Origin of the sequence: Methanolobus sp. (assembly GCF_016278385.1) — an archaeon.
GTDB lineage: Archaea > Halobacteriota > Methanosarcinia > Methanosarcinales > Methanosarcinaceae > Methanolobus.
In genome coordinates this window covers 1-26,007 of the sequence record NZ_JADQBY010000029.1, presented here as the reverse complement: position 1 = coordinate 26,007, position 26,007 = coordinate 1, and the positions used below count along the sequence as shown (strand labels likewise).

Annotated in this window: 26 protein-coding genes; 20 read left to right on the top strand and 6 right to left on the bottom strand. The window is 42.3% G+C overall.

The features are described 5' to 3' along the window. Positions 1 to 55: 55 nt before the first annotated feature. Both QZZ23_RS11885 and QZZ23_RS11880 read right to left on the bottom strand, forming a co-directional pair. Positions 56 to 997 carry a calcium/sodium antiporter gene (locus QZZ23_RS11885; protein WP_366931350.1) on the bottom strand — a complete coding sequence of 314 codons (942 nt, stop codon included), beginning with the start codon at positions 995 to 997 and terminating at the stop codon, positions 56 to 58. A gap of 103 nt (positions 998 to 1,100) precedes the next feature. Next, on the bottom strand, positions 1,101 to 1,658 hold the full coding sequence (locus QZZ23_RS11880) for a VIT1/CCC1 transporter family protein (RefSeq protein WP_292470392.1): 558 nt from the start codon (positions 1,656 to 1,658) through the stop codon (positions 1,101 to 1,103). 131 nt (positions 1,659 to 1,789) lie between these two features. On the opposite strand from QZZ23_RS11880, the gene QZZ23_RS11875 reads away from it, so the two are divergent. From QZZ23_RS11875 to QZZ23_RS11850, 6 genes are all read left to right on the top strand, one after another. Continuing rightward, complete coding sequence (locus QZZ23_RS11875; protein WP_292470390.1) at positions 1,790 to 2,665, top strand: DUF89 domain-containing protein; 876 nt, start codon at positions 1,790 to 1,792, stop codon at positions 2,663 to 2,665. 10 nt (positions 2,666 to 2,675) lie between these two features. Beyond that, positions 2,676 to 2,864, top strand: coding sequence for a CooT family nickel-binding protein (locus QZZ23_RS11870; RefSeq protein WP_292470389.1), 189 nt, complete (start codon positions 2,676 to 2,678; stop codon positions 2,862 to 2,864). A gap of 64 nt (positions 2,865 to 2,928) precedes the next feature. Next, complete coding sequence (locus QZZ23_RS11865; protein WP_292470387.1) at positions 2,929 to 3,936, top strand: type II glyceraldehyde-3-phosphate dehydrogenase; 1,008 nt, start codon at positions 2,929 to 2,931, stop codon at positions 3,934 to 3,936. A 17-nt stretch (positions 3,937 to 3,953) separates the two neighbouring features. Then, positions 3,954 to 4,772: a bifunctional fructose-bisphosphatase/inositol-phosphate phosphatase gene (locus tag QZZ23_RS11860; RefSeq protein ID WP_292470386.1), complete on the top strand. Its 819-nt coding sequence runs from the start codon at positions 3,954 to 3,956 to the stop codon at positions 4,770 to 4,772. Further along, positions 4,759 to 5,592, top strand: a complete 834-nt coding sequence (locus tag QZZ23_RS11855; RefSeq protein ID WP_292470383.1) for an NAD(+)/NADH kinase — start codon at positions 4,759 to 4,761, stop codon at positions 5,590 to 5,592. Before QZZ23_RS11860 ends, QZZ23_RS11855 begins: the two co-directional genes overlap by 14 nt. A 188-nt stretch (positions 5,593 to 5,780) precedes the next feature. Continuing rightward, positions 5,781 to 6,953: a homocitrate synthase family protein gene (locus QZZ23_RS11850; RefSeq protein ID WP_292470380.1), complete on the top strand. Its 1,173-nt coding sequence runs from the start codon at positions 5,781 to 5,783 to the stop codon at positions 6,951 to 6,953. Here QZZ23_RS11850 and QZZ23_RS11845 read toward each other — a convergent pair. The 3 genes from QZZ23_RS11845 to QZZ23_RS11835 form a co-directional block, all read right to left on the bottom strand. After that, positions 6,950 to 7,543 (bottom strand): TIGR00288 family NYN domain-containing protein, encoded by a 594-nt coding sequence (locus tag QZZ23_RS11845; RefSeq protein WP_292470378.1) that lies wholly within the window; start codon positions 7,541 to 7,543, stop codon positions 6,950 to 6,952. The two genes, QZZ23_RS11850 and QZZ23_RS11845, sit on opposite strands and share 4 nt — an antisense overlap. 204 nt (positions 7,544 to 7,747) lie before the next feature. Beyond that, positions 7,748 to 8,083, bottom strand: coding sequence for a hypothetical protein (locus QZZ23_RS11840; protein ID WP_292470376.1), 336 nt, complete (start codon positions 8,081 to 8,083; stop codon positions 7,748 to 7,750). Between the two features lie 87 nt (positions 8,084 to 8,170). Further along, complete coding sequence (locus tag QZZ23_RS11835) at positions 8,171 to 9,037, bottom strand: rhomboid family intramembrane serine protease (RefSeq protein ID WP_292470394.1); 867 nt, start codon at positions 9,035 to 9,037, stop codon at positions 8,171 to 8,173. Positions 9,038 to 9,414: 377 nt separating this feature from the next. On the opposite strand from QZZ23_RS11835, the gene cdhA reads away from it, so the two are divergent. From cdhA to QZZ23_RS11800, 7 genes are all read left to right on the top strand, one after another. Beyond that, on the top strand, positions 9,415 to 11,826 hold the full coding sequence (gene cdhA / locus QZZ23_RS11830; RefSeq protein ID WP_292470374.1) for a CO dehydrogenase/acetyl-CoA synthase complex subunit alpha: 2,412 nt from the start codon (positions 9,415 to 9,417) through the stop codon (positions 11,824 to 11,826). Next, positions 11,827 to 12,342: a CO dehydrogenase/acetyl-CoA synthase complex subunit epsilon gene (cdhB, locus tag QZZ23_RS11825; RefSeq protein ID WP_292470373.1), complete on the top strand. Its 516-nt coding sequence runs from the start codon at positions 11,827 to 11,829 to the stop codon at positions 12,340 to 12,342. 30 nt (positions 12,343 to 12,372) lie between these two features. Beyond that, the gene (cdhC, locus tag QZZ23_RS11820; protein ID WP_292470370.1) at positions 12,373 to 13,782 is read left to right on the top strand and encodes a CO dehydrogenase/CO-methylating acetyl-CoA synthase complex subunit beta; all 1,410 of its coding nucleotides are present in this window, start codon (positions 12,373 to 12,375) and stop codon (positions 13,780 to 13,782) included. A gap of 12 nt (positions 13,783 to 13,794) precedes the next feature. Next, entirely contained in the window at positions 13,795 to 14,547 is a 753-nt protein-coding gene (locus tag QZZ23_RS11815; protein ID WP_292470368.1) for a carbon monoxide dehydrogenase accessory protein CooC, read from the top strand. A gap of 27 nt (positions 14,548 to 14,574) precedes the next feature. Further along, positions 14,575 to 15,900, top strand: coding sequence for a CO dehydrogenase/acetyl-CoA synthase subunit delta (gene cdhD / locus QZZ23_RS11810; protein ID WP_292470367.1), 1,326 nt, complete (start codon positions 14,575 to 14,577; stop codon positions 15,898 to 15,900). 3 nt (positions 15,901 to 15,903) lie between these two features. Beyond that, a complete protein-coding gene (acsC, locus tag QZZ23_RS11805) occupies positions 15,904 to 17,313 on the top strand; it encodes an acetyl-CoA decarbonylase/synthase complex subunit gamma (RefSeq protein ID WP_292470365.1) in 1,410 nt (469 codons plus the stop codon). Positions 17,314 to 17,491: 178 nt separating this feature from the next. Continuing rightward, positions 17,492 to 17,839 carry a hypothetical protein gene (locus QZZ23_RS11800; protein ID WP_292470364.1) on the top strand — a complete coding sequence of 116 codons (348 nt, stop codon included), beginning with the start codon at positions 17,492 to 17,494 and terminating at the stop codon, positions 17,837 to 17,839. Positions 17,840 to 18,059: 220 nt separating this feature from the next. Here the strand turns inward: QZZ23_RS11800 and QZZ23_RS11795 are convergent, their stop codons facing one another. Then, a complete protein-coding gene (locus QZZ23_RS11795) occupies positions 18,060 to 18,224 on the bottom strand; it encodes a hypothetical protein (RefSeq protein WP_292470363.1) in 165 nt (54 codons plus the stop codon). 411 nt (positions 18,225 to 18,635) lie between these two features. Here QZZ23_RS11795 and QZZ23_RS11790 point away from each other — a divergent pair, with 411 nt between their 5' ends. The 7 genes from QZZ23_RS11790 (at position 18,636) to QZZ23_RS11760 (ending at position 25,868) form a co-directional block, all read left to right on the top strand. Beyond that, positions 18,636 to 19,697: a DUF362 domain-containing protein gene (locus tag QZZ23_RS11790; protein WP_292470361.1), complete on the top strand. Its 1,062-nt coding sequence runs from the start codon at positions 18,636 to 18,638 to the stop codon at positions 19,695 to 19,697. A gap of 59 nt (positions 19,698 to 19,756) precedes the next feature. Further along, a complete protein-coding gene (locus QZZ23_RS11785; RefSeq protein WP_292470359.1) occupies positions 19,757 to 20,809 on the top strand; it encodes a 60S ribosomal export protein NMD3 in 1,053 nt (350 codons plus the stop codon). Beyond that, entirely contained in the window at positions 20,760 to 21,992 is a 1,233-nt protein-coding gene (locus QZZ23_RS11780) for an ATP-grasp domain-containing protein (protein WP_292470357.1), read from the top strand. The genes QZZ23_RS11785 and QZZ23_RS11780 overlap by 50 nt, the downstream gene beginning before the upstream one ends. 110 nt (positions 21,993 to 22,102) lie before the next feature. Then, positions 22,103 to 22,600 (top strand): transcription factor, encoded by a 498-nt coding sequence (locus tag QZZ23_RS11775; protein ID WP_292470355.1) that lies wholly within the window; start codon positions 22,103 to 22,105, stop codon positions 22,598 to 22,600. Next, a complete protein-coding gene (locus QZZ23_RS11770) occupies positions 22,601 to 23,107 on the top strand; it encodes a TIGR00295 family protein (protein ID WP_292470353.1) in 507 nt (168 codons plus the stop codon). Positions 23,108 to 23,218: 111 nt separating this feature from the next. Then, on the top strand, positions 23,219 to 23,848 hold the full coding sequence (gene psmB, locus QZZ23_RS11765; RefSeq protein ID WP_292470350.1) for an archaeal proteasome endopeptidase complex subunit beta: 630 nt from the start codon (positions 23,219 to 23,221) through the stop codon (positions 23,846 to 23,848). Between the two features lie 109 nt (positions 23,849 to 23,957). Next, positions 23,958 to 25,868: a beta-CASP ribonuclease aCPSF1 gene (locus tag QZZ23_RS11760; protein WP_292470349.1), complete on the top strand. Its 1,911-nt coding sequence runs from the start codon at positions 23,958 to 23,960 to the stop codon at positions 25,866 to 25,868. Positions 25,869 to 26,007 lie beyond the last annotated feature (139 nt).

Sequence of the window (26,007 nt, the reverse complement as noted above, 5' to 3'; positions counted from 1 at the left end):
TGGGAAGGGGAATGAAGCAGGAAGCCACGAAGTCTTTAGCTTCGGGGTAGTTCACTCAAAATAGAGTGAAAAGGCCCACTATATATGCGATATAAATCCCCAGTATCACGCCACCTTCCCATCTTTCCAGTTTCTTCCCTGTTATGCCGAATATCACAAGAAGTACCATTATAAGAAGCATAACTGGGAAATCATAATTAAGGGATTGAGTAAGTATTGTCAGTGGTCGTATCTGAGAGGATGCGCCAAGGATCAGTGCTATATCCATTGTATTTGCACCAAGTATATTGCCTATGGAAATATCCTGATGTCCTTTTAATGTGGAGGATACCGCAGTAATAAGTTCAGGGAGTGATGTTCCCAAAGCAACCAGTGTAAGAGCTATTATCATTTCGGGAATACCGAGCCATTCTGCAATAGTTATGCCTGCATCAACAAGGATACGGCTTCCTATAACTACGAGCACTGCGCCCACAATGAAAAGTGCAATATCCTTTTTTAATTGACTCAGAGGAACCTTTTCCCTAAGCTCGTCATTCCCATCAAAAACAGCACGTTGAAGGCGAAAATTGTAATACATGAATCCGACGAACACCATTAAAAGCAGAATTCCATCGAATGAAGATACTACACCATCATATGCTACAGCTATCAGCAGCAGAGCAGATGTGATCATGAACCCTCCCTTGCGTGTGAAACCATGCAGTTCTATAGGTATCGCCTTGATCATGATTATTGCACTAAGGACAAGGCCGATATTGCATATGGCAGAACCTACGGCATTACCTACGGTCATCTCAACGTGGTCAAGATAGGCTGCCATGGCAGAAACAGTAAATTCCGGTGCAGTTGTTGCAAAACTAACGATGGTGGCACCTATGATTATTTTTGGAATACCACTTTTCTCTGAAATGATTACGGCGGATTCCACAAACCAATCAGCGCCTTTTGTGATCATCACAAGACTTACGAGCAATAACACAATCGTCACAAGCATGATGAAACCTATACATTCCCATGGGATTTAAACATAAGTGACAAATCAAAAAGTAGGATAAACATTTAAAAGTAAAATGAATGGAAGAAGCTTGTTTAAGGCTTCACTCAAGTCCAAGCATAGTGACCGCTGCCACTATCATAATTCCAAGTCCAACCATACGAACTGAATGTTTTATCATGCTCTGTTTTGCCAGTTTGCCTGAGTATAGTCCGAGAATGGACAAGACTGATATGCTGCAGACGATTGCTGCTTCAAGCATGTGCTCATCGAGTAGTATGAATGGGAGTATTGGCACAAGTGAACCAAAAAAGCTTGCTCCGCCATGGAATAATGAGTCACTCCATATCTTTTTCTTTGTATTGCGCTCTAGTATTGTGCGATTGAGGCTGCGAAGCAGGGGTTTTTCAAGTTCCGCCAGTTTCCCGTATTCAACGGCGCTCTCGGCAAGATATGAACCAACGCCGTTGGTAAGTGCCAGGGCAACAGCTCCACCCAGCGCGGCATTCATTACAATTGCAGGGTCACTGGATACGTGGGATGTACCGATAACCACACCCAATATTGCCAGTATACCATCGATACTGCCAAGTATTATGTATCTGCCATGCTCAGTTTTCAGTTTAAAGCGTTTGGCTTTATAACGATATGTTTTATCCATAATTATCTTCTTATCCTAAAGTTAATCTAAAGATACGCACAAAGCTTATTTTGCTTTCGGATATTACACAAGGTTAAACTTATTGCGCATGATAAAAATACAGACCAGACAACCCACATAGGAATGTTCTCATGAAAATTCACCCAAGATGTTCATATTGCCTGCTATCCAGGGTTCACCAGGAAGCGGAACTGTCAACCGATGACGAGGAGCTGATCCAGAAAGCAATTCTCGGTGGCATAGAAGTGCTGAATTCTCTCTACCAGCCGGGAATGCCTGCTGCAGAATTATCCACGCCTATGCACAGGAAAGCCTATGAAATACTCAATGACAATGATCCCTATCGTGATGTGAAGGAGCTGAGCAGCAAAACTGCCGCCAGATTCCTTCCTGTAATACGTTCACATGTCTTTAATGGGGACGAAGATGATGTTGCCACATTCAAGCGTGCAGTTCTTGCGGCTGTAATTGGGAATTACTTTGATTACGGCGTAATGGGACTGAAAGTGCCCATTGATGTGTTTGATGAAACATTCAGGGAACATTTCAAACGCGGACTGGATGTAGATGATACAGATAAAATGCTGGATAAGCTCAGCAATGTCGTCTATCTGGCAGATAACTGTGGTGAGATCCTGATAGATACTCTAGTATTCGAGATCATCAAAAAGATGGGTGGGAACATAACCCTTGTTGTCAGAGGAGCTCCTATACTGAATGATGTGACCATGGATGAAATCAAAGAGTTTGGCATAGATAAAAAAGTAGACCGTGTACTCACAACAGGTTCCAATGCAATCGGTGTTCGATTTGAGGAAGCACCACAGGAACTTAAAGAAGCACTTGACAATGCATCACTTATTATAAGTAAAGGAATGGCAAATTATGAGACACTGTCAGAAGAGAATTATAGGCCAATAGCATATTTACTTAAGGTGAAGTGCGGTCCTGTGGGAGAGGACATTGGTGCACCACTGGGCTGTTCAGTGGCCCGGTTATTTGAATAGGAGGGACATTATGTGTGAACTGAAAGTTATTCTTGTAAGTGACGGAACCCGGACTATGGTAATGGAATCTGTCACAAAGATAATAGTAAATGGTGAGGATATCGACCTGTACGGAATACTGGGGGAGAATAAAACTATCAAAGGTTCCATAAAGGAGATCAACTTTGGAACAGGTGAAGCTTTAATACTTCACAATTAATTTTAAATTATATGTTTGTTATTTATATTATTAATTAAAAGAGATAAATCGGAAGGAACGTAAGATGTCTAAAGTAAAAGTTGCAATAAACGGATATGGTACCATCGGTAAACGTGTTGCTGATGCTGTAACCATGCAGGATGATATGGAAATAATCGGCATTGCTAAAACAAGGCCAAACTACGAAGCATTTGTTGCACACGGCAAAGGCTATGATGTTTATACCCTTGCTGACAAAGTCGATGCCATGAATAAGGCAGGTATCCCTGCTGCAGGCACAGTTGATGATATGATCGCAAAGGCAGATGTGATTGTTGACTGTACGCCAGGTGGAATTGGTGAGAAGAACAAGGCGCTTTATGAAAAAGCAGGTGTCAAGGCCATCTGGCAGGGTGGCGAGGACCATGAACTTGCCGGCTGCTCATTCAACGCAGAGGCAAACTATGCTGAGGCACTTGGCAGGGACTTCGTTAGAGTTGTATCCTGTAATACCACCGGACTGTGCAGGGTCATATACCCTCTTGATCAGGAATATGGAGTTAAGAAAGTAAGGGTCACTCTCATGAGAAGAGCTGCTGATCCAAATGATATCAAGACAGGCCCTATTAATGCTATTGTACCAAACCCGATCAAACTTCCATCCCACCATGGACCTGATGTGAAGACTGTTATACCACACATTAACATAGTTTCAACTGCTGTGAAGCTTCCTACAACCCTGATGCACCTGCACACCCTTAATATCGAGATGGAAAAGGAATGCACTGCTGATGATGTCAAAGCACTGTTCACAAAACAGCCACGTGTAAGAATGATCGGCCAGGGAATAGGATCAACGGCAGAGATCATGGAGCTTGGAAAGGACCTCGGACGTCCAAGGGGCGACATGTGGGAGAACTGTGTCTGGGAAGACTCTGTTACAATGTACGAAGGAGAACTTTACTTCTTCCAGGCAATTCACCAGGAATCTGATGTAATTCCAGAGAACGTCGACGCTATCCGTGCTATGATGGAGCTTGAATCCGATGGTGCGAAGTCCATAGCAAAGACAAACAAGGCAATAGGACTTTAATTTGAAATCAGGAACTTATGCAATGCACAGGTAATTTCCTTGATCTAAGTGAAAGGATAGCCGATGCAGTGCATGAGGCCACAAAGGAACTTGTCGGCACACCTGATGCCGGCAGGACCCTTTACATGGGGGCGGACGGAACACCCACCAAATTAATAGACGACGTTGCCGAAAAAGCTGTTTTTGACTTACTTGAAAAGGAGCATCGTCCTTTCAGGGTAATTAGTGAGGAAGCCGGGGAAAAGATATTTGGTAATTCTCCCGACCTGAGCATCATACTCGATCCAATAGATGGCACATATAATGCCTCTCAGGGAATACCATTCTATAGTTTATCGCTTGCGATTACTACTACTGATCTGAACGATATTCGATTTGGATATGTGAAAAACCTTGCCACAGGAGATACATTTCACGCTGAGGTCGGAAAAGGTGCCTATCTTAATGGCAAAAGGCTTGAAACATCTAAGAATTCAGATGTCAGTAAATTCTGCGTGAGCATTTACGGCTATAAGCGTGACATAAAAGGTGCTGCTAATATCTCTGAAAGTGTAAGGAGGATTAGGGCGCTTGGAAGTGTGGCACTTGAATTATGTTATGTAGCGGCAGGAATGATTGATGCTCTTGCGGATGTCCGGGGCACAATGCGCATGACTGATATTGCCGCAGGCAAGCTTATAGTAGAAGAAGCCGGGGGTATTGTTACCAATGGATACGGTGAAGCTTTAAAGTTAGAATACCAAGTAATAAGCAGGGTTAGCGTCATTGCATCTAACGGGCTTGCACATGACAGGATTCTAAAGCTTTCAACAGGGATAGTGCATGAAGATAAGTAAAATAGCGATTGTATCGAGGTTTGATCACCAGGATGCCCTTGATATGGTCAGGAAGATCTATGATGAATTTGGTTCAAAAGTAGAAATAGTTCTTTCTCCCAAAACAGGAGACCACCTTGGTATTACAGAGAATCTTCTCCCGGTTGAGAAAATGCGTGATGAAGGTGTGCAGATGATAATATCTGTTGGCGGTGACGGTACAGTATTGCGCAATATCTCCAAGATGAATGATCCGTTACCCATTCTTGGAATTAATATGGGGACACTGGGTTTTCTTGTAGATGTGCCACCGGAGGATGCCATAAAGGATATTGATGACGTTCTCAAGGGCTTTACATACACCGAACGCTCCAGGCTTAGTGTATGCTTGAACGGGGAGCGGTTATATGATGCAACCAATGAGATAGTTCTCATCACAGCAAGACCTGCAAAGATACTGACTTTCAGGATATCCATTGATGATTCCCAAATAGAGGATGTGAGGGCAGATGGCATTGTACTTGCAACTCCTACCGGTTCTACTGCCTATGCCATGAGTGCAGGTGGGCCAATAGTTGACCCAAGGGTGGATGCATCGATCATAGTTCCGCTGGCACCTTTTAAGTTATCCTCAAGGCCATGGATCGTCCCGGGGAGCAGTACTCTTAAAGTGGAAATGATGATACCTGAAAAAGAAGCTGCTGTTGTTATTGATGGTCAGCATTCCTATAGTATGAAGGAAAATGATGTCGTCACAATAACAAAGGCTGAGAATCCTGCAAGGTTTGTTAGCAGTTCTATAAATGGATTTTATGAGAAGGTTCAGAGTAAGCTTGCCTGAGAAGTGACGCAACTTTATTAATGGGGACAAATTACTGATAACTTTATAGAATATACATTGACCTGCCTTCTATTCACTAAATAAATATTGCTATTGATCATTTATAAAAAATCTCTATAATTACTTGTAAAACCTAAAAGTTATATAATGGAACTGGAAATTGACCAGCAATTACAGGAGTCAAAAGCATGTCAGAAAATAAGTATTATTCAAGAAACAAGCTTATGGATTATTTGAACTTGCCACCTCTTGATATTGAGATCTGTGATGTGACACTGCGCGACGGTGAACAAACACCGGGAGTGGTCTTCACAAAGGAAGAAAAGATTGCTCTTGCCACAAAACTTGACTCTGTTGGTGTTGATATTATTGAAGCAGGATTCCCTGTGGTTTCTGTTTCTGAAAAGGAAGTAGTTAAGGAAATAGCCAATATGGGGCTTAATGCCCGGACGTGCTGTCTTGCCCGGTCTAAACTTAGTGACGTTGAAACAGCTGTTGATTGTGATGTTGATTTTATCAGTATATTCATTGCAATGTCTGACCTTCACCTTAAGTATAAGTACCATAAGAGTTGCCAGGAAATGTTTTCCTGTGCCATGGAAGCTGTCGAGTACGCCAAAGATCATGGTGTCGGTGTAAGGTTTGCAGCAGAAGATGGTAGCAGGACTGATGTAGAGGTACTAAAAACGGCTTTTAAGGCTGCTGAAGAGTACAAGGTTGACTATGTCAGTATTGCAGATACCATTGGTATACTAAATCCCAGTACTACTTATTATCTTGTAAGTGAGATCAAAAAAGTAGTGAAAACACCAATTTGTATTCACTGTCACAACGACCTTGGAATGGCAACAGCAAACACCCTTGCTGCAGCAGAGGCAGGAGCCAAACAGCTTCACACAACTGTTAATTCTATTGGGGAGCGAGCAGGTAATGCTTCACTTGAGGAAATTCTTGTTGCTCTTAGGATACAGTACGATATTGACAGGTATGATACTACGAAACTTACTGAACTCTCACGAATGGTGAATGATTACTCAGGAATTAAACCTGCAGTGCACAAGGCAATTGTGGGGGAGCATACTTTTTCACATGAATCCGGTATTCATGTATGTGCAATTCTTGAGGAACCACGAACCTATGAGCTCTTCAGTCCGGAAATGGTGGGTGGAAAACGTCATCTGATCGTAGGCAAACACACAGGTATGAAAGCTTTGAAAGGTATTGTAGGTGAGATGGGGCACGAGCTTTCAAATGAACAACTTGCCTCAGTTCTTGACAGGATAAAGAACTGTACTGAAACAAAGCATGGTATCTCTCCTTCAAGACTTGAAACAATGGTTAATGAAGCAAAGCAGCGTTAGTAATCTACTAATGCATCCTTTTTGTTTCGTGAATTATGCATGACTTCTTTGTCACTGGAAACATTTGTTTCTCCATCTTCTTCTGAGTGCATATCAGCGTAGTAATTCATTCCATCATTTTCAAGTATGATCACATAATCTGCCGAATTTCTTAAGGCCGTGGAAAAGCCAGGTTCAACACCAAAGATTATAGTCTCTTTTCCATGCTCATTGGCTTTATTTAACAGTGGTTTGAAATCCGCATCTCTTGTAACAAGTGCCAGTGTGTCGATGGTTGGATTATAAACAAGTTCCATTCCTTCTACAGCAAGCCGTACATCAACATCACTGGAACATATAATAGGTTCAAATCCATTGTTCTCAATGGCTTCTACAAGTTTGTCCGATGCATACTGGTTCAGGAATACTCTTCCAATCTTCACATTTCCATATTCTTTCAGGACATCTCTGATCTCTTCGAGGTTTACATTGAACTCTTTGCGCAATACATTGGGACCATCTACAAGAAGACCAATACTTCGTCTTCCTGTCTCTTTTTTAGTACTAAGGTATTTTACAATAGAATTAAATCCGGTTTTCACATTAGCCATGATGCCTCACTATAATTGTAATAAGACCGATCAAAATGACCGGATTAAATAATTCCGCAATTGCGGCACACGTTATAAATATTATTAATATTGAATAGTAAATTAATATACTATATAATTGTTACTAATACTTAGATGGTTTATTTTAATCTTCCTTACAATGGCTGCATGGCTGTGAATTGATTTTTATCGGAACCTTTATCATCATTGTCCCAATATTTCCGCCAGCATCTTCTTTGTTACGTTTACTTTTGAAGTCGAACAGTCTCCAATAATGAAATAGTTTACAACCCTTCCTCCAATTCCCTTTCTCGTAAAAAGAATTTCTCCGCCATGTTTTATAAACATATCCATCACTTCCTCAAACTGTTTTAGTTCCATATCCGAAAGCTCTATAAGGCTTTCCCCGTCAAGGAACCAGTTATATACTTTAAGAAGTGTCACTTCCCTTACTCGTTTCAGACCGTCGGTATCCTTAAAATCATCAACATAAACCGAACGCTTAAGTTGCGGAGACCAGCCTACCAGTTTTTCCTGCATATCAATAAATTGAATGGGAATTTCTTCTCCTTCATCAGGTCGTGGAAAAACCCGTGCAAGATGATTTCCAGCTTCTGCCAGTTAAGATCACCTTCTGTAGTATGTATCTCCGTATGAGTTGTATCTTCTTTGTGCTCTTTTGATCCTGCTACCCATAAGTAAACCGACGAAAATTCCGCTAAGATGGGCAGTATGTGCTATCATATCGTTTGCATTCAGCAGGACAAAATCAAGCAATGCAAAGAGTATCAATGCATGGATAATTTTCATTGGGATGAAGTATACATATACTCTGATATCCGGGGCTATTATTGCAAGGGCAGCAAAAATACCCATAATTGCACCACTGGCACCAACGACTGCTGTATTTGGATAATCTGTTGTCAGGGAATATGCTATGGCTGCTACAAGACCTGCTGTGAAATATACATTCAGAAAGATCTTTTTCCCGGCTCTGTTTTCCAGTTGGGGGCCAAAGAAAAACAGTACAAGCATATTAAATAAAATGTGTGTGAAATCTGCGTGGATAAACATGTGGGTTACCAGTGTCCACGGATGCGCCATTACCTCAGCAGGGACTAACTGGAATAACTCTCCATATCCAGGAATTATTATCTGCAAAATGAACGAGAATATGCATATATAGATGATTGCCATGGAGGGACTGTTTTTCATGGAATACTTTATGTTGTTTCCAACACCCTTTACGGCACTTTTTGCTGCGTATTTTGCAGTGTTCTTCAGTGCATCCTTGAAAATATCATCTGTTCCAGTATTCCCATATCCGGGGCTACCATTATAATACCTGTCCTGCTTGAGCTGTTCAAGACCAACACACGCATGTTGTTCAGGAAGCCTGTGCCTCGAACAAAAGTTTTTTCCACAAAAACGGCATTTAAAAGGTATATTCTCTTCTTTACCGCATATCCAGCATTTTTTGTCCAAATAATTCACCATGATTTTAATGCTTCTCTATGGTAGACGGGCATCAAATAAAACAATTTCTGAGAAACATAGAAAAAGAGAACATGTATTGTCAAGAATAATCGTGACAGATATCGGAAAACTTATATGTGAAAATCGTATATTCTTCTCATTCATTTGCTCTTAATATATAATATTTTTTGACAGAACCGTTATGTGGAACACTGGACAATTATTCACAAATAATCATGATAGATTCTGGAAACTTTTTTATATAGGGTGGTGTTATTAGAACATCCTACATAATCAGTTTCAAAAACGTTACAAATACACTTGTAAATAACAATTAATAATAATGTAGTGTTCTTTCGTAACACTTATACACCTATAAAGGAGGACAAAACAAAATGAGCGACATCGAAACTGGACTTTTTTCCATTGATGAACTGGAAAATGTTCAGATCACAATTGGCAAGATAGTTGGTGCCATTGAGAAAAAAGCAAAAGAAGAAGGGGTTGAAGTAGGTCCTACGCCTAAACCAGGAATCTCAGGTCTGAGGGACTGGGATTTCACTCTTCTATCCCGTTACCAGCCAGTTTACACTCCGGTCTGTGACCAGTGTTGTTACTGTACTTTTGGCAAATGTGATCTTGGGGGCAACAAGGAAGGTGCCTGTGGAATTAACATGGAAGCTCACCAGGCACGTGAAACTCTTCTCCGAGTAATAACTGGTGCTGCAGCACACGCAGGACACGGACGTCATATTCTCCACCATCTCATCGGTCTTTATGGAAAAGACAAGCCTATTGATGTAGGACCATCAAACCTGGTGGCTCCAAACACCCAGGCTGTAACAGGTATCAAGCCTGAAACACTTGGTGATCTGGAAGAGGTTATGGATTATGTTGAGGAACAACTCACTCAGTTGCTTGCAACCATCCACGCAGGACAGGAGGGGGCAGCTATTGACTTTGAATCAAAGATCCTCCACGGTGGAATGCTTGACCACGTTGGTATGGAAGTATCCGACCTTGCTCAAATATCATGTCTCGGAATGCCAAAATCAGACCCGGAAGCACCACTTGTGGAAATTGGAATGGGCTGCATAGATTCAAGCAAACCTGTACTCCTCGTTATTGGGCACAACGTTGCAGGTGTAACAAACATCATGGATTACATACATGAACATGACCTGGGAGACAAGATGGAGCTTGCAGGTCTGTGCTGTACTGCCATTGACATGACACGTTATCAGACCGATCAGGGCCAGCTGCCGCAGGCAAAGGTTATTGGTACACTTGCCAAAGAACTCAAGATGATAAGGTCCGGTGTTCCAGATGTTATCGTTGTTGATGAACAGTGTGTCAGAGCAGATGTCCTTGATGAGGCAAAGAAACTCTCCATCCCTGTTATCACAACAAATGAAAAAATCATGTATGGTCTGCGCAACAGGTCAAAGGACAGTGCGGCAGACATTATTGAGGATCTTTCCAGTTTCAAAGAGCCTGGAGCACTTATTCTTGACTTCGATGTCCTTGGGGAAGTAGCTCCGGAACTTGCAATCAAGATGTCAAAGATTCGCGATGAGATGGGAATCAATGCCCTTCCAAGCGAGGAAGAGCTTCAGGAACTTTCAGAGAAATGTGTCCAGTGTGGCGCATGTGAAATGGACTGTCCTACCAACCTTCCAATAATGGCAGCCATGAAAGCAGGAATTGACAAGGACTTCAGCAAGTTCGAGAACCTGCATGACAAATGTATTGCCTGTGGAAGATGTGACCAGGCATGTCCAAAGGATATCCCTGTTCTCAACATGATAGAGAAGGCTTCACAGAAGCTTATTCGTGAGGAGAAGGGACTTATGCGTGCTGGCAGGGGGCAGATAAGTGACCCTGAGATCCGTGAAGAAGGTGTAAACCTTGTTCTTGGAACAACACCAGGTATTATTGCAATGGTCGGATGTTCCAATTATCCCAATGGTACAAAGGATCTATACCTGGTAGCAGATGAAATGCTTAAGAGAAACTACATTGTGGTAATGTCAGGATGTTCTGCAATGGATCTTGGAATGTACAAGAATGAAGATGGTGAGACTCTCTATGAGAAATATCCCGCAAAGTTCCTTGCAGGTAACCTCATCAACGTCGGATCATGTGTATCCAATTCCCACATTACAGGAACAGCCATCAAAGTAGCAGCAATCTTTGCACAAAGGCAGGTTTCCGGTAACTACGAGGAGATAGCCGATTACATCACAAACCGTATCGGTGCTGTTGGTGTTGCATGGGGAGCGTACTCCCAGAAAGCAGCTTCCATTGCTTCCGGTTGTAATAGGCTTGGTATCCCTGTAGTCGTAGGACCACACGGTTCCAAGTATAGAAGAGCACTTATTGGTAAGCCATACCAGAAAGAGGACTGGAAGGTATATGACGCAAGAGATGGCTCTGAAATGCCAATTCCTGCATCACCTGAGTTCCTGCTGACAACTGCGGAATCCATTGAAGAACTACTTCCAATGCTGGCCAAGAACTGTATCCGTCCATCTGACAACAACATGGGCAGAATGATCAAACTTACTCATTACATGGAACTGAGCCAGAAGTACCTTGGTCACATGCCTGAGGACTGGTACAAGTTTGTAAGGATGGAGACTGACCTTCCACTCGCAAAGCGTGAAGAGCTTCTTAAGATCCTTGAAAAGGACCATGGATGGGAGATCGACTGGAAGCGCAAGAAGATACTTTCAGGACCGGCAATGAAATCAGATGTTTCCGCACAGCCTACAAACGTAAAGAGACTCTGCAAGGGGGAATGCTAAATGGTGGATACAACCAAGAACACACAGATCTATACCACATGGGGTAGAAATGTTGCAAAACCTGTAAATCCAAATGTTGCCGGCAAGATAATCTCAAAGGCCAAGAGACCTCTTCTGGTAGTAGGATCTGAAATACTGAATGGCGATCATCTTCTCGTTGAGAAAACAATTGCTATAGCAAAGAAGGGAATTCCGGTAGCAGCTACCGGACATTCCATCACAGCTTTGATTGACAAGGATATAGAGGCAAAATATATCAATGTCCATTCACTTGGTCATTTCCTTGGTGACAAAAAATGGGGTGGTCTTGATGGTCAGGGACCATATGACACTATACTTTTCCTCGGTCACAAGAAATACTACCTTGACCAGGTACTTTCAGGTCTTAAGAATTTCACAGACCTGAAGACCGTTGCTATCGAGAGACATTTCATACAGAATGCTACATTGTCCTTCGGAAACCTTAAACAAGAAGTACATCTTGAAGCACTTGACGAATTTATTGAGAATTTATAATTTTATTGGTGACTATACGGAGAACTAATCATGGCAGATGAATTCCCTTTTGAAATATCTCCTATGTTTGAAGGAGAGAGAATTAGAAAAGATGGTATGTATGCGGAACTTGCAGGACCGAAATCCAAAGGATTCGAACTTGTGAGAGCAGCAGATATGGACGATGTGGAAGATGGTAGGTTCACACTTATCGGTCCTGATCTTTCAGACATGGAAGAAGGTTCAAGGTATCCTCTTGCAATGGTCTATAAGATTGCCGGTGAACTTGTGGAGGCTGACCTTGAGTCCATTGTGGAAAGAAGGAACCACGAATTCCAGAACTACATACAGGGTTTCATGCACCTGAACCAGAGAGACGATGTCTGGATGAGGGTAAGCAAGGATGCGATTGCAAAGGGCATGACTTCTTTTGAGTCTGTTGCAAAAGCAATCATGATGCTCTTTAAGAACGAACTCCCATTCATAGAGAAGGTCGAAGCCATCTATATCACAGATATGGATGAGGTCGAGAAAGAGATCGAGAATGCAAGGGCAGTCTACAAGGCAAGGGACGAGAGGACCCGTGACCTTCACGATGAGGATGTTGACACATTCTACGGATGTACTCTTTGTGCATCATTCGCTCCAACTAATGTTTGTGTGGTAACACCGGACAGGGTCTCACTTTGTGGTGCAATCAACTGGTTTGACGGCAGGGCAGCAGCAAAGGTAGATCCTGAGGGTCCACAGTTCGCAATTCCAAAAGGGGATGTCATCGACGCAGAATCCGGAGAATACACCGGTGTCAATGAAGCTGCAAAGAGATTGTCAAGCGGCGAATACGATCGTATAAAGCTTCACTCATTCCTAGAGTACCCACACACATCCTGTGGATGCTTCGAGGTTGTAGGATTCTACATCCCTGAAGTTGACGGTATTGGATGGGTAGACAGGGACTTTGCAGGCACAGCACCAAACGGACTTCAGTTCTCAACCATGGCAGGACAGACTGGTGGAGGTAAACAGGTAGTCGGTTTCCTTGGAATAGGTGTCAATTACTTCCGCTCACCAAAGTTCATCCAGTCCGATGGTGGCTGGGAAAGGGTCGTATGGATGCCAAAGATGCTTAAGGATAAGGTATTTGATAGTATGCCTGAGGATATCCGCGATAAGATCCCAACTGAAGAAGAAGCAGCAGATATCGACAGTCTTAGAACCTTCCTCAAGGAAAAGAATCACCCAATACTTGAAAGATGGGTGGAGGAAGAAGAGGAAGCACCTGAAGAAGAGGAAGCACCTCAAGCAACAGCTCCACAGACAGGATTCGCAGCTCCACAGATGATGCAGATGCCTTCAAACTTCATGCCAATGATGGGCGGCGGCGGATCTGGTGGCGTTAAGATTATTTTGAAGAATGCAAAGGTCAGCATCGACAAAGTAATCATTAAGAAACAGGACTAAGAGAGGTTTTCTGTGGCTAAGATTATTGCAGTGACAGGTAAAGGCGGAACAGGGAAGACAGCAATAACGAGTCTTCTCATCCGTCACCTTACAAAAGGCGACAAGATTGTCCTTGCCGTCGATGCGGACCCGGACACCAACCTTCCCGAAACACTGGGATGTGAAACCAACAAGACAATCGGTGATATCAAGGAATTCATGCATGATGAGCGTGATAACCTTCCTCCTGATGTAAGCAAGGAATCCTTATTAGAAGGGAAACTCTATGAGATCCTTGAAGAAATGCCAGGATATGACTTGCTGGTCATGGGAAGACCCGAAGGTTCAGGATGTTATTGTTATGTCAACAATCTGCTTCGCAGTATCATGAACAAGCTTGTGACTAATTATGATGTGCTCATCATTGATGCAGAAGCCGGTCTGGAACATTTCAGCAGGAAAATATTCAGGAATGTTGATGATCTTGTAGTCGTCACCGATGGCTCACGCAGAGGGTTAAGGACTGCCGAGCGCATCCGGGAACTTGTGGGTGAGTTGGATACAGATGTCTCGAACATCTATGTTATTGCAAACAAGGTCACAGATGCAAACCGTGAGAGGATTGCCGGTACTGCTGATGAACTTGGCCTTGAACTAATAGGAATGATACCCGTAGACGAGATGATAGTTGAAAGAGATCTTGCCGGGGAACCTTTATTTGATCTTCCCGATGATTCCGTTGCAGTACAGGAAATTGAGAAGATCGCTCAAAAACTTGGTTTGTAATAAGTATTATCATATGGTGGAATGCACATGACAAAGAAAATGAAATTATCGCAACTTAGTGATATGTTGCAGGATCTCGATGTGGAGTCACTGGAAGGGGTGACCATCGAAGGTGACATTGAGCTTAATATTACAGGCGGCGGCGGACTAAATCCGGCACTTGCCTATGCGCTGGGAAGTGAGATATCTCAGATATCTCTGCATATGGCTAACATTGGCAGGATGCTTGGATTCCCTGCTGAACAATTATTCGCATCTGCTTTTGGAATGGGCGAGATGCCCCAGCCTCAGGCACTTCCAACTTCTCCGAAGATACAGGAACTACTTGCTTCCAAATTTGAGGTTTCAAAGGTTGACAACTGGAAGAATCCAATCCAGGAAGTCACACTTGGCGCTACATCAGGTGACGGTGGCTCAAGGAAGAACACTGTGACCATTGGTGGTGAAAACGCGCTTCCATATTACTTTGATGCAGAGATGCCTCACAGGAATTACGTCACAATGGATGTCTTCGACATGCCAATAGGAATGGCAAAGTCGGTCAAAGGCAACTATGAGGATGTTATTAATGACCCTGCCGAATGGGCAAAGAAGGTCGTACGTGAGTTCAATGCTGATATGGTAACTATTCACTTGATCTCAACTGACCCGCTCATTAACGATACCTCTGCAAAGGAAGCAGCAAAGGTCGTAGAAGATGTTCTGCAGGCAGTTGACGTACCTATTGTTATCGGTGGTTCAGGAAACCCTGAAAAAGACCCTGAAGTGCTTGAGAAAGCAGCTGAGGTCGCAGAGGGTGAGCGAGTACTCCTGGCATCTGCCAGCCTCAACCTTGACTACGCGAGAATAGCAAAAGCTGCCATGGATTATGGACATGTCGTCCTTTCATGGACACAGCTTGAGATCAATGCTCAAAAGGAACTTAACAGGAAGCTCATGAAGCAGTGCAATGTTCCAAGGGATCGCATAATAATGGATCCAACAACAGCAGCACTGGGATATGGTCTGGACTATGCTTACACCAACATGGAGCGCATAAGGCTTGCTGGTCTTATGGGCGACGACGAACTTACGTTCCCAATGTCATCCGGTACTACCAACGCATGGGGTGCCCGTGAGGCATGGATGGTTTCATCCCCTCTAAAGCAGGATTCTGACTGGGGACCAAGGGAATATCGCGGACCTATCTGGGAAATCGTCACAGGTCTTGCACTTTCACTTGCAGGTAATGACATGTTCATGATGATGCATCCAACATCTGTACAGGTGCTCAAAGAGATTACGCAGACACTCTACGGTTCCATCGAGTCCGAAGAGATAGACATCACCAACTGGATTGGAGCGGAGGTGTGATAAATGAAAATTAACAGTCCACTCGAAGCTTACAAATTCCTTCCAGCCACCAACTGTGGCGAATGTGGTGAACCTACATGTATGGCTTTTGCAGCACATCTTATTGACAGATCTCACAAACTCACAGATTGTACGCCAATACTCGAGCCAAAGTTCAAGAAGAAGTACGAAGAGCTTGATGCACTCCTGGCACCTGAGATTAGGGAAATCGTGATTGGTGTTGGTGAGAAAGTAGCAAAGATCGGCGGAGACGATGTACTTTACCGTCACAAGCTTACATTCTTCAACCAGACACAGTATGCATATGATGTATGGGACACAATGGATGAAAAGGACCTTGTTGAGAGGGTAAACTACATCCAGGACTTCAAAAAGTTCTATGTAGGTAATTTCCTTACCGTGGATATGGTGGCTATACGCTGCACATCAAATGATCCCAAGAAGTTCGGTGCAGCTGTCAAGAAAGTCGTAGAAACAACAGACTTGCCACTTATTCTTTGTTCATTCAACCCTGAGGTACTCAAAGCAGGTCTTGAAGCTTCAAAGGACAGGAATCCACTTCTCTACGCTGCAAACAAGGACAACTGGAAGGAAGTTGCAGAACTTGCACTTGAATACGATGTGCCTGTAACACTCTTTGCACCAAATGACCTTGATCTTCTCAAGTCAATGGCAAAGACCTTTGCAGCAATGGGTACTGAGAAACTTGTACTTGATCCGGGAACTTTCCCAACTGGCAAGCAGCTCAAGCAGACCTTTACTAACTTTGTTAAGGTACGCAGAGCTGGCATTGACGGTGACCGTGACATCGCTTATCCAATAATGGCAGTTCCGTTCACAGCATGGATGGCACATGATGACCCTGTAAGTGCATCTTACTGGGAAACAGTGGTCGCATCAGTGTTCACCATCAAATACGGTGACATAATGATTCTCCACAGCACAGAGCCTTATGCAATGTTGCCTGAACTGCACATCCGTGATACTATCTACACAGACCCGAGAAAACCTGTAACAGTGGATCCGGCTATGTACAAGGTAGGAGAACCAACTGCAGATTCACCGGTTCTTGTTACAACCAACTTTGCTCTTACCTACTACACAGTAGAGAGTGATCTTGCATCTAACAAGATCGACTGTTTCCTATGGGCTATTGATACCGATGGTATTGGTGTAGAGGCTGCTGTGGCTGGTGGGCAACTTACCGCTGCAAAGATCAAAAAGGGAATCGAAGAATCAGGATTTGACCTTAAGAAGGACACAACACACAACACCATCATTCTCCCCGGACTTTGTGCACGTTTGCAGGGTGATATGGAAGATGAGTCTGGTGCCAATGTTATGGTAGGTCCTGCAGATTCCGGAAGGTTACCTGGCTGGCTGGAAAAGAACTGGCCACCACAGAAGAAATAAGACTAAAAAGACCAAAGATGCTATTAAAAATAGCATCTTTCTTTTATTATTTAATATTCTTATATCCATGATCTGTTTATTTTGATATGATTCTTGCTGGCTATTTTTTTGTTTATAGATATTGTTTCTGAACAACAATTTATTATACTATCTACATGTCGTTCTACGTTGGGATAAGATGGATCTGATTATACGTAACCGTAATAGTGTCGAACTGACTCGGGATGGGAAACACTGTGTCATCATTGGAGACATTGAGGATGTCAAAGATGAACATATTGAAAAAATGACGGAATGGGCAACGGGCCTGTGGGAATATGATAAGATCACTATGTGGAAGAAATCTGATTCTGCAAGTCCTGGGTATTTTATACGTGATAGTGAAGAAGGCAGGTATAAAGTTCACGTTCTTGATGATGATAAGAAAGCAGATCTATTTGGAGGGGCACGAAAAGACAGCCCTGTAAAATTGGAGAAATGGGAGAAGAGAGAACTTCTTGCCTATGTGGACTGGTTCTTTGAATAGAAAATAATGTCTTAGAATGATTAAAAACGAGTACGATGGTACGATGGTTAACTAAAACCCGCACTCATCAATTAATATTTCCTGAAAGTAGTCTCTGCTGATGTCTGCTGATACATTTGATTCAAGGTATTTCAGGTATTCGCATTTACCTGTTTTGACATAAATTACCAATTCGCACAATACAGTTTTTTATTTTCGTTTGAATATCCCACTTCCTCTATCATACACATATTTCTTCTCCATTATCAATCCTGATTGTTATCATATCTTTATCTGATGTTATTCTTCCACAACCTTTACAGTAATGGAATACGTTTGATCCTATTAATTGGCGTTTCAGTTCGGTCTGGCAATATTCGCAGCAAAGGTTTTTTTGTATATTCATCTAAGTCCCACACTTTCTGGTAAACTATCCTAATTATATTTATTTAGCATCCATCCCACCAATCATGAAACGTGTTAGTTCCAGATCATCTTTACTCATTGTTTTTTCATATTGTCCGTTAACTATTATTCTGAGATTAATATCTATATTAGTATCGTTATTATTTCTATACAGCGGTTGATATTTTTTAATAAAATTCATAACTTTTTCCTCCGATCGTTTAATTATGTCATAGTACTGCAGGCAAGGATATATAAAATATGCATATAATCTATATATGCCTCTATAATATGTATATTTATATTGTATTTGTGTAGCAGTTCTTAAATGATTCCAGGCATGTTTATTCTGATCTTCATATGACGTACGTATAAATACTGACATGCAGATTGTATGTGCAGAGGTATTGGTATGATTGATGTTTTTTTTAAATCAGCAGAAGAGATTGGACCTGAGAACACACAGATAGACCAGATAATTGACATTTTTCCAAAAATATCACCCGTAAAGAAAGGTGATATTGTTGCAATTAAGATACATCCGGGGGAACTGGGGAACACTACGTATGTACGCCCTGTTATTGTAAAAACGGTGGTAGATCTTGTAAAAGAGGCGGGTGGTGTTCCTTTTGTTACGGATACAACTGTGCTTTACAGTGGAAAACGGTTCAATGGCGTAGATCTGTTGTGTACGGCTGCTACAAATGGTTTTACGTATGGGAGCATGGGTGCCCCCATAATTTGTGCTGACGGGCTGTGTGGTGATGATTTTGTATCAGTGGAGATTGGAGGGGAAATACTAAGCGAGATCACTGTGGCATCAGCTATCGCAAAAGCTGATTCTATGATAATGATATCACATTGCAAAGGCCATCCAGCATCAGGATTTGGGGGGGCTGTTAAAAACCTTGGAATGGGGTGTCTGGACAAAGCAGGTAAAACTGCTGTTCATGAAGTTGGAAGACCTGACATTGACCACGATAAATGTGTAGGATGTAAAAAATGTCTCAAGGCTTGTCCCTGGAATGCATTAATCGTTGAGGGTGGTAAAGCCAGTGTGAACAAGGATCTGTGCAGAGGTGAACTTTCATGCCTTGGAAGTTGTGATTATCAGGCTATTGTTCCTCCTGCAGATGGCCCTGTAAAAATGCAGAAACGTCTTGGGGAAGCTTCCATGGGACCGATTAAACTTCTTCCCGAAAAGATCGGGTACATTAACTGGATATTTGATCTAACGCCTGGTTGCGATTGTTTCAACTTCTCAGCACCAACTTTTGCAAGTGATGTCGGTATAACAGCTTCAAAAGACCCGGTGGCGATTGATAAGGCGAGTCTTGATCTCATAAATGAGAAAATGAAACACGAAAACAGGGGTTGCATTAACAATGTCTGGGGTGTGGATCCGATGGTGCATCTTGATTATGCGAAAAAGGTTGGTGCTGGCAGTATGGATTATAAATTGATACGCCAGTAAAACAGGCGGCTTTATTGCTGAGCGAAAACAATATCTAATAAACTATGGTATCAAAGTCAATGAACAGTACTGTATGCCCAAAATGTGGGAAAGATACACAGAAATTATTCCAGGGGCGTTGCAAGGACTGCTTTTTAGAGAATTTTACCCTTGCGGAAATAGCTCCTGTGTTGCACGCAAAGATATGCGCCACTTGTGGAGCGCGTAACATCAAGAACAAATGGGTAAATTATGGGAATCTTGGGGATATAGTTATCCAGACAGCCGAAGATGCACTTTTTATACATGAGTTGGCTGAGGATATTGAGATGTCTGTCAGACCCCGGGAACTTACACCTCACCTATACAAGGTGTATATTGAAGTCGATGCAATGTTGCTTGATGAGGTGTTCCATCAGGAACTTGAGGCAGAGATACGCATAGTGCGTGGGTCATGCGATATGTGCAGTCGTATATCCGGCGGATATTTTGAAGCTATCCTGCAGATAAGGGCTTCCAAACGTCTTCCTTCTGAGGAAGAGATGAAAGAATGCATCAATATAGCCAATGATGTATTGGGGAGATTGCGTAGTAAGGGCGACAGACTTGCTTTTATATCCCATTCTCTGGACATAAAAGAAGGCGCTGATCTTTATATCGGTTCCTCAAATGCAGGCAGACACATCTGTAAAGAGATTGTTTCCCGGTTGGGGGGTAGTTTTAATGAATCAGAGTCGTTGCAGGGAAAAAAGGAAGGCAAAGATGTTTATCGTATCACTTTTTCGCTTAGGCTACCTGAATTTATGCCTCATGACATCATTGAGCACAAGGGAAAGGTAATAGAGGTCAGGAAGTTCGGGAAAAATGTAATAGGTGTCGATGTTGAGACAGGGGCTCGTTTTACGGGCACCTCCGATGAGCTCGATGGGGCAACACTCATTGCAAAAAGGAAGGACCTTCAAAAAACAATGCTTGTGGCCATTGAGAATAACGATCTTCTTGTACTGGATCCTGATACATATGAGACAGTGACGATTAAAAAACCGGTTATGTTCACTGCAGAAGCAGGTACTGAGATACCAGTTGTCAAAACGGAAAAAGGGCTTCTTGCTGTTGCGGATGTATCTCGGTAAAAAGGTCAGTATAGCTATGATGAATATACTGGTTATAGGTTTTAGCACTCGTAATATAGTTTGTTCCGGCAAAAGGGCCGGATACAATATGTATTCTATTGATGCCTTTTGCGACTATGATCTGATGCAGTGTTCTAAAGCTGCCCGAAAGTTGGACATTGGTGATTTTTTTGATGCCAGCAATATTAGCATAAAAGAGCTGTCTAAGCTCATTGAAAGTTTTGATGTGGATTTTGATGCTATTATACTAGGTTCAGGGTTTGAGACAATTGGTCTTGAATCGTTGCCATATAGGGTTTTTAGTAATGATCCAAGAACGATGGCAGAAGTATCGGACAAGTACCTTTTTTCCGGAATAGTGGCAAAAATTGGCATCCCTCATCCAAAAACCGTTCTGCTCTCTGAAATAGACAAATTGAATTTTCCTGTTATGGTCAAACCTGCATGTTCAGGCGGTGGCATATTCAACATGAAAGTTGAAAACCATGAAGGTATAACAGCTCTTCATGAGAAATTACAGAATATCACTATTGCGGCAGGCAAAAATCAAATGATAGCCCAGGAGTATATTGATGGAACGCCTGCAAGTGTTTCAGTGATATCTACCAGGGGAAAAGCCATTGCAATTGCTGTGAATGAACAACTTATAGGGGTGCCATGGCTCACAACAATTCCCTTTGCGTACTGCGGTAATATTACTCCCTATGAAACACCTTATGCATCTGAGATGAAAAGGATGTCTGAAGAATTGATACTTGAACTTGGACTTATAGGTTCAAATGGTGTGGATTTTATAATCTCGGAAAATGGTCCGGTAGTAATTGAGGTGAATGCACGTTTCCAGGGCAGTCTTGATACTGTTGAAATGGCAACCGGGGTCAATTTACTGGATGCACATTTTAAGGCGTTTGAAGGAAATTTGATTGAAAAAAAAGATGATGGTGTGCAGTATGCAGGGCGTGCTATACTTTATGCCAGTCAGGAAATTTTGATAACTGGGGCTGAACAGAAGAAACTGCTTGAAAGGACTGTATGCGACATTCCCAACGCTGGACATGCCATAAGGCCGCAGGAACCTGTAATATCAATATTGCATTCTGGGAAAAGTCGTGAAGATGTTTTGTCGGGAATTGAAGAAACCGTTATGTTTATACGTGAGTCATTGAATCTAATTGACTCCTGAGTAAAAGACCTTCAATTAGGTTGAGAATGCTTCAAATAAGGCGATATTTGCAAGCAAAGGTTAATATTTGAATACATTGCATTAACAAGCACATCATGAGGTGAAATTTTTTGATAGATTTGAATGATCTGGTTGTCAGAGGCTATCTTGTTCGACTGGTGGGTGAAGACGGATTGCTGATGATAGAGAAAATGCCCGAAGGTGAAGTGACCGATGAGCAAATAGCCGAAGCAACGGGTATTCTACTTAACATTGTCAGGAGAACTCTTTTTATCCTGAACGAAAATAAGCTTGCAGTATGCAGGCGAGAACGTGATTCCAGTAGTGGGTGGCTTACATACTTGTGGACACTCGATATGACCGACATAGGCCCTCAGCTCGTAAAAGAGAAGAAGAGACTGGTAAAGAACCTCCGAACTAGGGTTAAGTTTGAGGAAGATAATGTGTTCTATGCCTGTCCTGAAGGCTGTATCCGTATGAATTTCAATGAAGCTACAGAATGCGAGTTTCTCTGTCCTATGTGTGGCGAGGACATGATGTATGATGATAATGGCAAATTCATCGGTAAGATCGAAAGTCGACTGGCTTTCCTCGATAAAGATAAATAAATGCTCTCACGTGAAGATGCTCTTATTATCCTGAAACGTTCAGGGTGTAGTGAAAAGGTCATGGCTCATTGTGTGGCTGTAGCAGATACTGCTCTTGAAATGGCTTTGAAGCTAAAGAGCCGTGGTAGGGATGTTGATCTGGATCTTGTTGAGGTAGGAGGACTCCTGCATGATCTTGGAAGAGCAAAAAGCCATGGAATTGATCATGCGGTGTTGGGTGTAAGTATAGCAAGGGCCAATAACATTGAATCTGACGTGCAGGAGATAATCAAGCGCCACATCGGGGCCGGAATCACACGTGAGGAAGCAATGGAAATGGGACTTCCTGCGGATGACTATATGCCGGAGACACTGGAGCAAAAGATAGTAGCTCATGCAGATAATCTTGTGATGGGAACAGAAAGGATATCCCTTGAAAGGCGCATCTGTAAAATGCAGAAAAAAAAAATCAGTCAGCAAAGCATTGAACGTGTAAAAGCACTTGCTGAGGAAATAGGTATTTTCTGAACAAGGGATAAATATATATATATAAATTGCTAATGAGTAACTGATTAATGCATTAAAATGCATAGTACATTTTTCAAATTTATTTTCTCATTTTTGTATGAGGTATAATTAATGGTTAATGATAAACATTACAAAGGTACAACCACTGTAGGTATAGTTTGCAATGACGGTGTTGTTCTTGCAACCGAGCAGCGTGCAACAATGGGGAATTTCATTGCAAGTAAAACTGCAAAGAAGGTCTACCAGATAGATGATCTGGTTGCAATGACTATTGCTGGTTCTGTGGGAGATGCACAGCAGATCGTAAGGGTAATGAGTGTGGAATCGAAATTATACAAAATGAGACGTAAGGAGTCCATGACTATAAAGGGTCTTACAACTCTGTTGTCAAATATGCTCAGTGGGCAGCGATACTATCCACTTATGGTGCAGCTTCTCGTTGGAGGCTATGATAAGAACGGTCCTTCAATTTACTCACTTGATGCTCTTGGTGGCAGTATCGAAGAGACAAAAGCTGTATCTACAGGTTCAGGTTCTCCAATGGCATATGGTGTACTTGAAGACCGGTACAGTGAAGACATGTCTACTGTTGAGGGTGTTGAACTGGCTGTCAGGGCACTTCATAATGCTATGAAGAGGGACTCTGCATCCGGTGAGAACATCGATGTAGTCGTCATCACCAAGGATTCATATACAAGGCTTGATATGGATGACGTCAAAAAAATGAGGGAAGCCCTTTAAATAGATCTGACAAATCTTTTAATTTCTCATTTAACGTAGCATAATATTTTAAATATAGTTTTTAAAACTATACTATATTTTTCACTTTTTTATAAGGAAGGCTATTTTAATGGCTGTAGAAGAAGTACTATCTGATTTGAAGAAGAAAATAGAAGAAAAATTACCTAGCGGTACTACTATTTCTAGTGTTGAGTTTGAAGGCCCCCAGCTTGTTGTTTACACAGAAGAGCCCAAAAAATTTGCAGATAACGGTAATATAGTCAGAAATCTGGCAAAGGCACTGAGAACATGCATTGTTGTTCGTCCTGATCCGAAAGTGCTTATGCCTCCAGAGGAGTCAATTGAAAAGATCCTGTTAACTGTTCCTGATGAATCAGGGGTAACCAACTATCATTTTGATCTGGATGTCGGTGAGGTAATAATTGAGGCTGAGAAACCAGGTCTTGTAATTGGAAAACATGGAGAGACTCTCAGGGAAATAACGAAGAAGATCGGATGGACTCCAAAAGTTGTGAGGACCCCTCCAATTAAATCACGTACAGTGCAGAACATACGCGAGTTCATGCGTACAAATCACAAGGACAGGAAAGATATACTTAAATCCGTAGGAAGAAAGATTCACAGGGGTTGTACTTCGAAGGATCAGTGGGTAAGAGTTACATCTCTTGGTGGTGCAAAGGAAGTTGGAAGAAGCTGTTTTATTATTTCAACCCCAGAGTCACGTATAATGATAGATTGTGGTGTTAACGTCGGTTCCGATGATAACATGACGCCTTATCTCTATGTACCTGAAGCATATCCTATCAACCAAATAGATGCTGTTGTACTTACACATGCTCACCTTGATCATCAGGGTCTTGTGCCACTTCTTTACAAGTATGGCTTTGAAGGACCTATTTACTGTACTCCGCCAACCAGGGATCTGATGGCACTGTTGCAGCTTGACTACATTGATGTAGCTGCAAAGGAAGGCAAGAGGCCTCCATACAGTTCTGCGGATGTCAGGGAAGGGTTGAAACACACCATTGTTCTGGATTACGAGGAAGTAACTGACATCGCTCCGGATATTAAGCTTACATTCCACAATGCAGGTCATATTCTTGGTTCTGCAGTGTCTCATTTCCATATAGGGGATGGATTGCACAATGTGGTTATGACAGGCGACTTCAAATATGAGAAAACAAGGCTCTTTGATGCTGCGGTTAATAAGTTCCCGCGCGTAGAGAGTGTCATAATGGAATCCACATACGGAAACTCCAATGCTATGCAGCCATCACTCCAGGAAGCTGAGAAGAATCTTCAGAACGTCGTCAATTCAACACTCAAAAATGATGGAATTGTGCTGATACCTGCTTTCGCAGTGGGAAGGAGTCAGGAAGTAATGATCGTTCTTGAGGATGCTATACGCAAAGGTCTCATACCAAACGTTCCTGTTTATCTGGATGGTATGATATGGGAGGCAACTGCTATCCATGCAACATATCCGGAATATCTTAACAACGATTTGCGCAAGCTTATCTTCCAGAAAGGACAGAATCCGTTCCTCGCCGAATGCTTCAAACCGGTTGATTCCAACGAACTACGCCAGAAGATCATCAACGAGCCGGAACCATGTGTCATACTGGCAACATCAGGTATGATGAATGCAGGTCCTGTAATTGAATATTTCAAGGCTTTTGCAGAGAACGAGAAAAATACACTTGTCTTTGTAGGTTATCAGGCAGATGGAACTATGGGTCGGAGAATTCAGAAAGGCTGGAAAGAGATACCGGTATCAAGCAATAAAGGCACGCATGTTGTCAAAATGAACATGAATGTAGAGGTAGTTGATGGTTTCTCAGGTCACTCTGACAGGAAACAATTGATGGACTACATCAAGAAGATGAAGCCACGTCCGGAAAGAGTCTTCACCGAGCATGGTGACGAGCGTTCATGCATAGATCTTGCAAGTTCCATCCACAAGAGAAACAAGATGGAGACAAAGGCACTTACGAATCTTGAAACAGTACGGTTGGTATAACCGTACATGTTTCTTCATTTTTTGTTTTCAACTTTGAATTTAATCTAATTTATCTTGTTTTATAATTGGATCGTAAAACCCCTATGTCTTTAGCATAGGGGATGTAAGCGTCTATTACCCCTGATTCCGTATGTATTCT

Bases quoted from the DNA above. Each gene is read 5' to 3' on its own strand.
- QZZ23_RS11870 (WP_292470389.1), top strand. From the start codon at position 2,676: ATGTGTGAACTGAAAGTTATTCTTGTAAGTGACGGAACCCGGACTATG.
- QZZ23_RS11800 (WP_292470364.1), top strand. From the start codon at position 17,492: ATGGATCTGATTATACGTAACCGTAATAGTGTCGAACTGACTCGGGAT.
- cdhA (WP_292470374.1), top strand. From the start codon at position 9,415: ATGAGCGACATCGAAACTGGACTTTTTTCCATTGATGAACTGGAAAAT.
- psmB (WP_292470350.1), top strand. From the start codon at position 23,219: ATGGTTAATGATAAACATTACAAAGGTACAACCACTGTAGGTATAGTT.
- QZZ23_RS11850 (WP_292470380.1), top strand. From the start codon at position 5,781: ATGTCAGAAAATAAGTATTATTCAAGAAACAAGCTTATGGATTATTTG.
- QZZ23_RS11790 (WP_292470361.1), top strand. From the start codon at position 18,636: ATGATTGATGTTTTTTTTAAATCAGCAGAAGAGATTGGACCTGAGAAC.
- QZZ23_RS11880 (WP_292470392.1), bottom strand. From the start codon at position 1,658: ATGGATAAAACATATCGTTATAAAGCCAAACGCTTTAAACTGAAAACT.
- acsC (WP_292470365.1), top strand. From the start codon at position 15,904: ATGAAAATTAACAGTCCACTCGAAGCTTACAAATTCCTTCCAGCCACC.
- QZZ23_RS11840 (WP_292470376.1), bottom strand. From the start codon at position 8,083: ATGCAGGAAAAACTGGTAGGCTGGTCTCCGCAACTTAAGCGTTCGGTT.
- QZZ23_RS11795 (WP_292470363.1), bottom strand. From the start codon at position 18,224: ATGAATATACAAAAAAACCTTTGCTGCGAATATTGCCAGACCGAACTG.
- QZZ23_RS11885 (WP_366931350.1), bottom strand. From the start codon at position 997: ATGCTTGTGACGATTGTGTTATTGCTCGTAAGTCTTGTGATGATCACA.
- QZZ23_RS11855 (WP_292470383.1), top strand. From the start codon at position 4,759: ATGAAGATAAGTAAAATAGCGATTGTATCGAGGTTTGATCACCAGGAT.
- cdhB (WP_292470373.1), top strand. From the start codon at position 11,827: ATGGTGGATACAACCAAGAACACACAGATCTATACCACATGGGGTAGA.
- cdhC (WP_292470370.1), top strand. From the start codon at position 12,373: ATGGCAGATGAATTCCCTTTTGAAATATCTCCTATGTTTGAAGGAGAG.
- cdhD (WP_292470367.1), top strand. From the start codon at position 14,575: ATGACAAAGAAAATGAAATTATCGCAACTTAGTGATATGTTGCAGGAT.
- QZZ23_RS11860 (WP_292470386.1), top strand. From the start codon at position 3,954: ATGCAATGCACAGGTAATTTCCTTGATCTAAGTGAAAGGATAGCCGAT.
- QZZ23_RS11845 (WP_292470378.1), bottom strand. From the start codon at position 7,543: ATGGCTAATGTGAAAACCGGATTTAATTCTATTGTAAAATACCTTAGT.
- QZZ23_RS11875 (WP_292470390.1), top strand. From the start codon at position 1,790: ATGAAAATTCACCCAAGATGTTCATATTGCCTGCTATCCAGGGTTCAC.
- QZZ23_RS11770 (WP_292470353.1), top strand. From the start codon at position 22,601: ATGCTCTCACGTGAAGATGCTCTTATTATCCTGAAACGTTCAGGGTGT.
- QZZ23_RS11785 (WP_292470359.1), top strand. From the start codon at position 19,757: ATGAACAGTACTGTATGCCCAAAATGTGGGAAAGATACACAGAAATTA.
- QZZ23_RS11865 (WP_292470387.1), top strand. From the start codon at position 2,929: ATGTCTAAAGTAAAAGTTGCAATAAACGGATATGGTACCATCGGTAAA.
- QZZ23_RS11760 (WP_292470349.1), top strand. From the start codon at position 23,958: ATGGCTGTAGAAGAAGTACTATCTGATTTGAAGAAGAAAATAGAAGAA.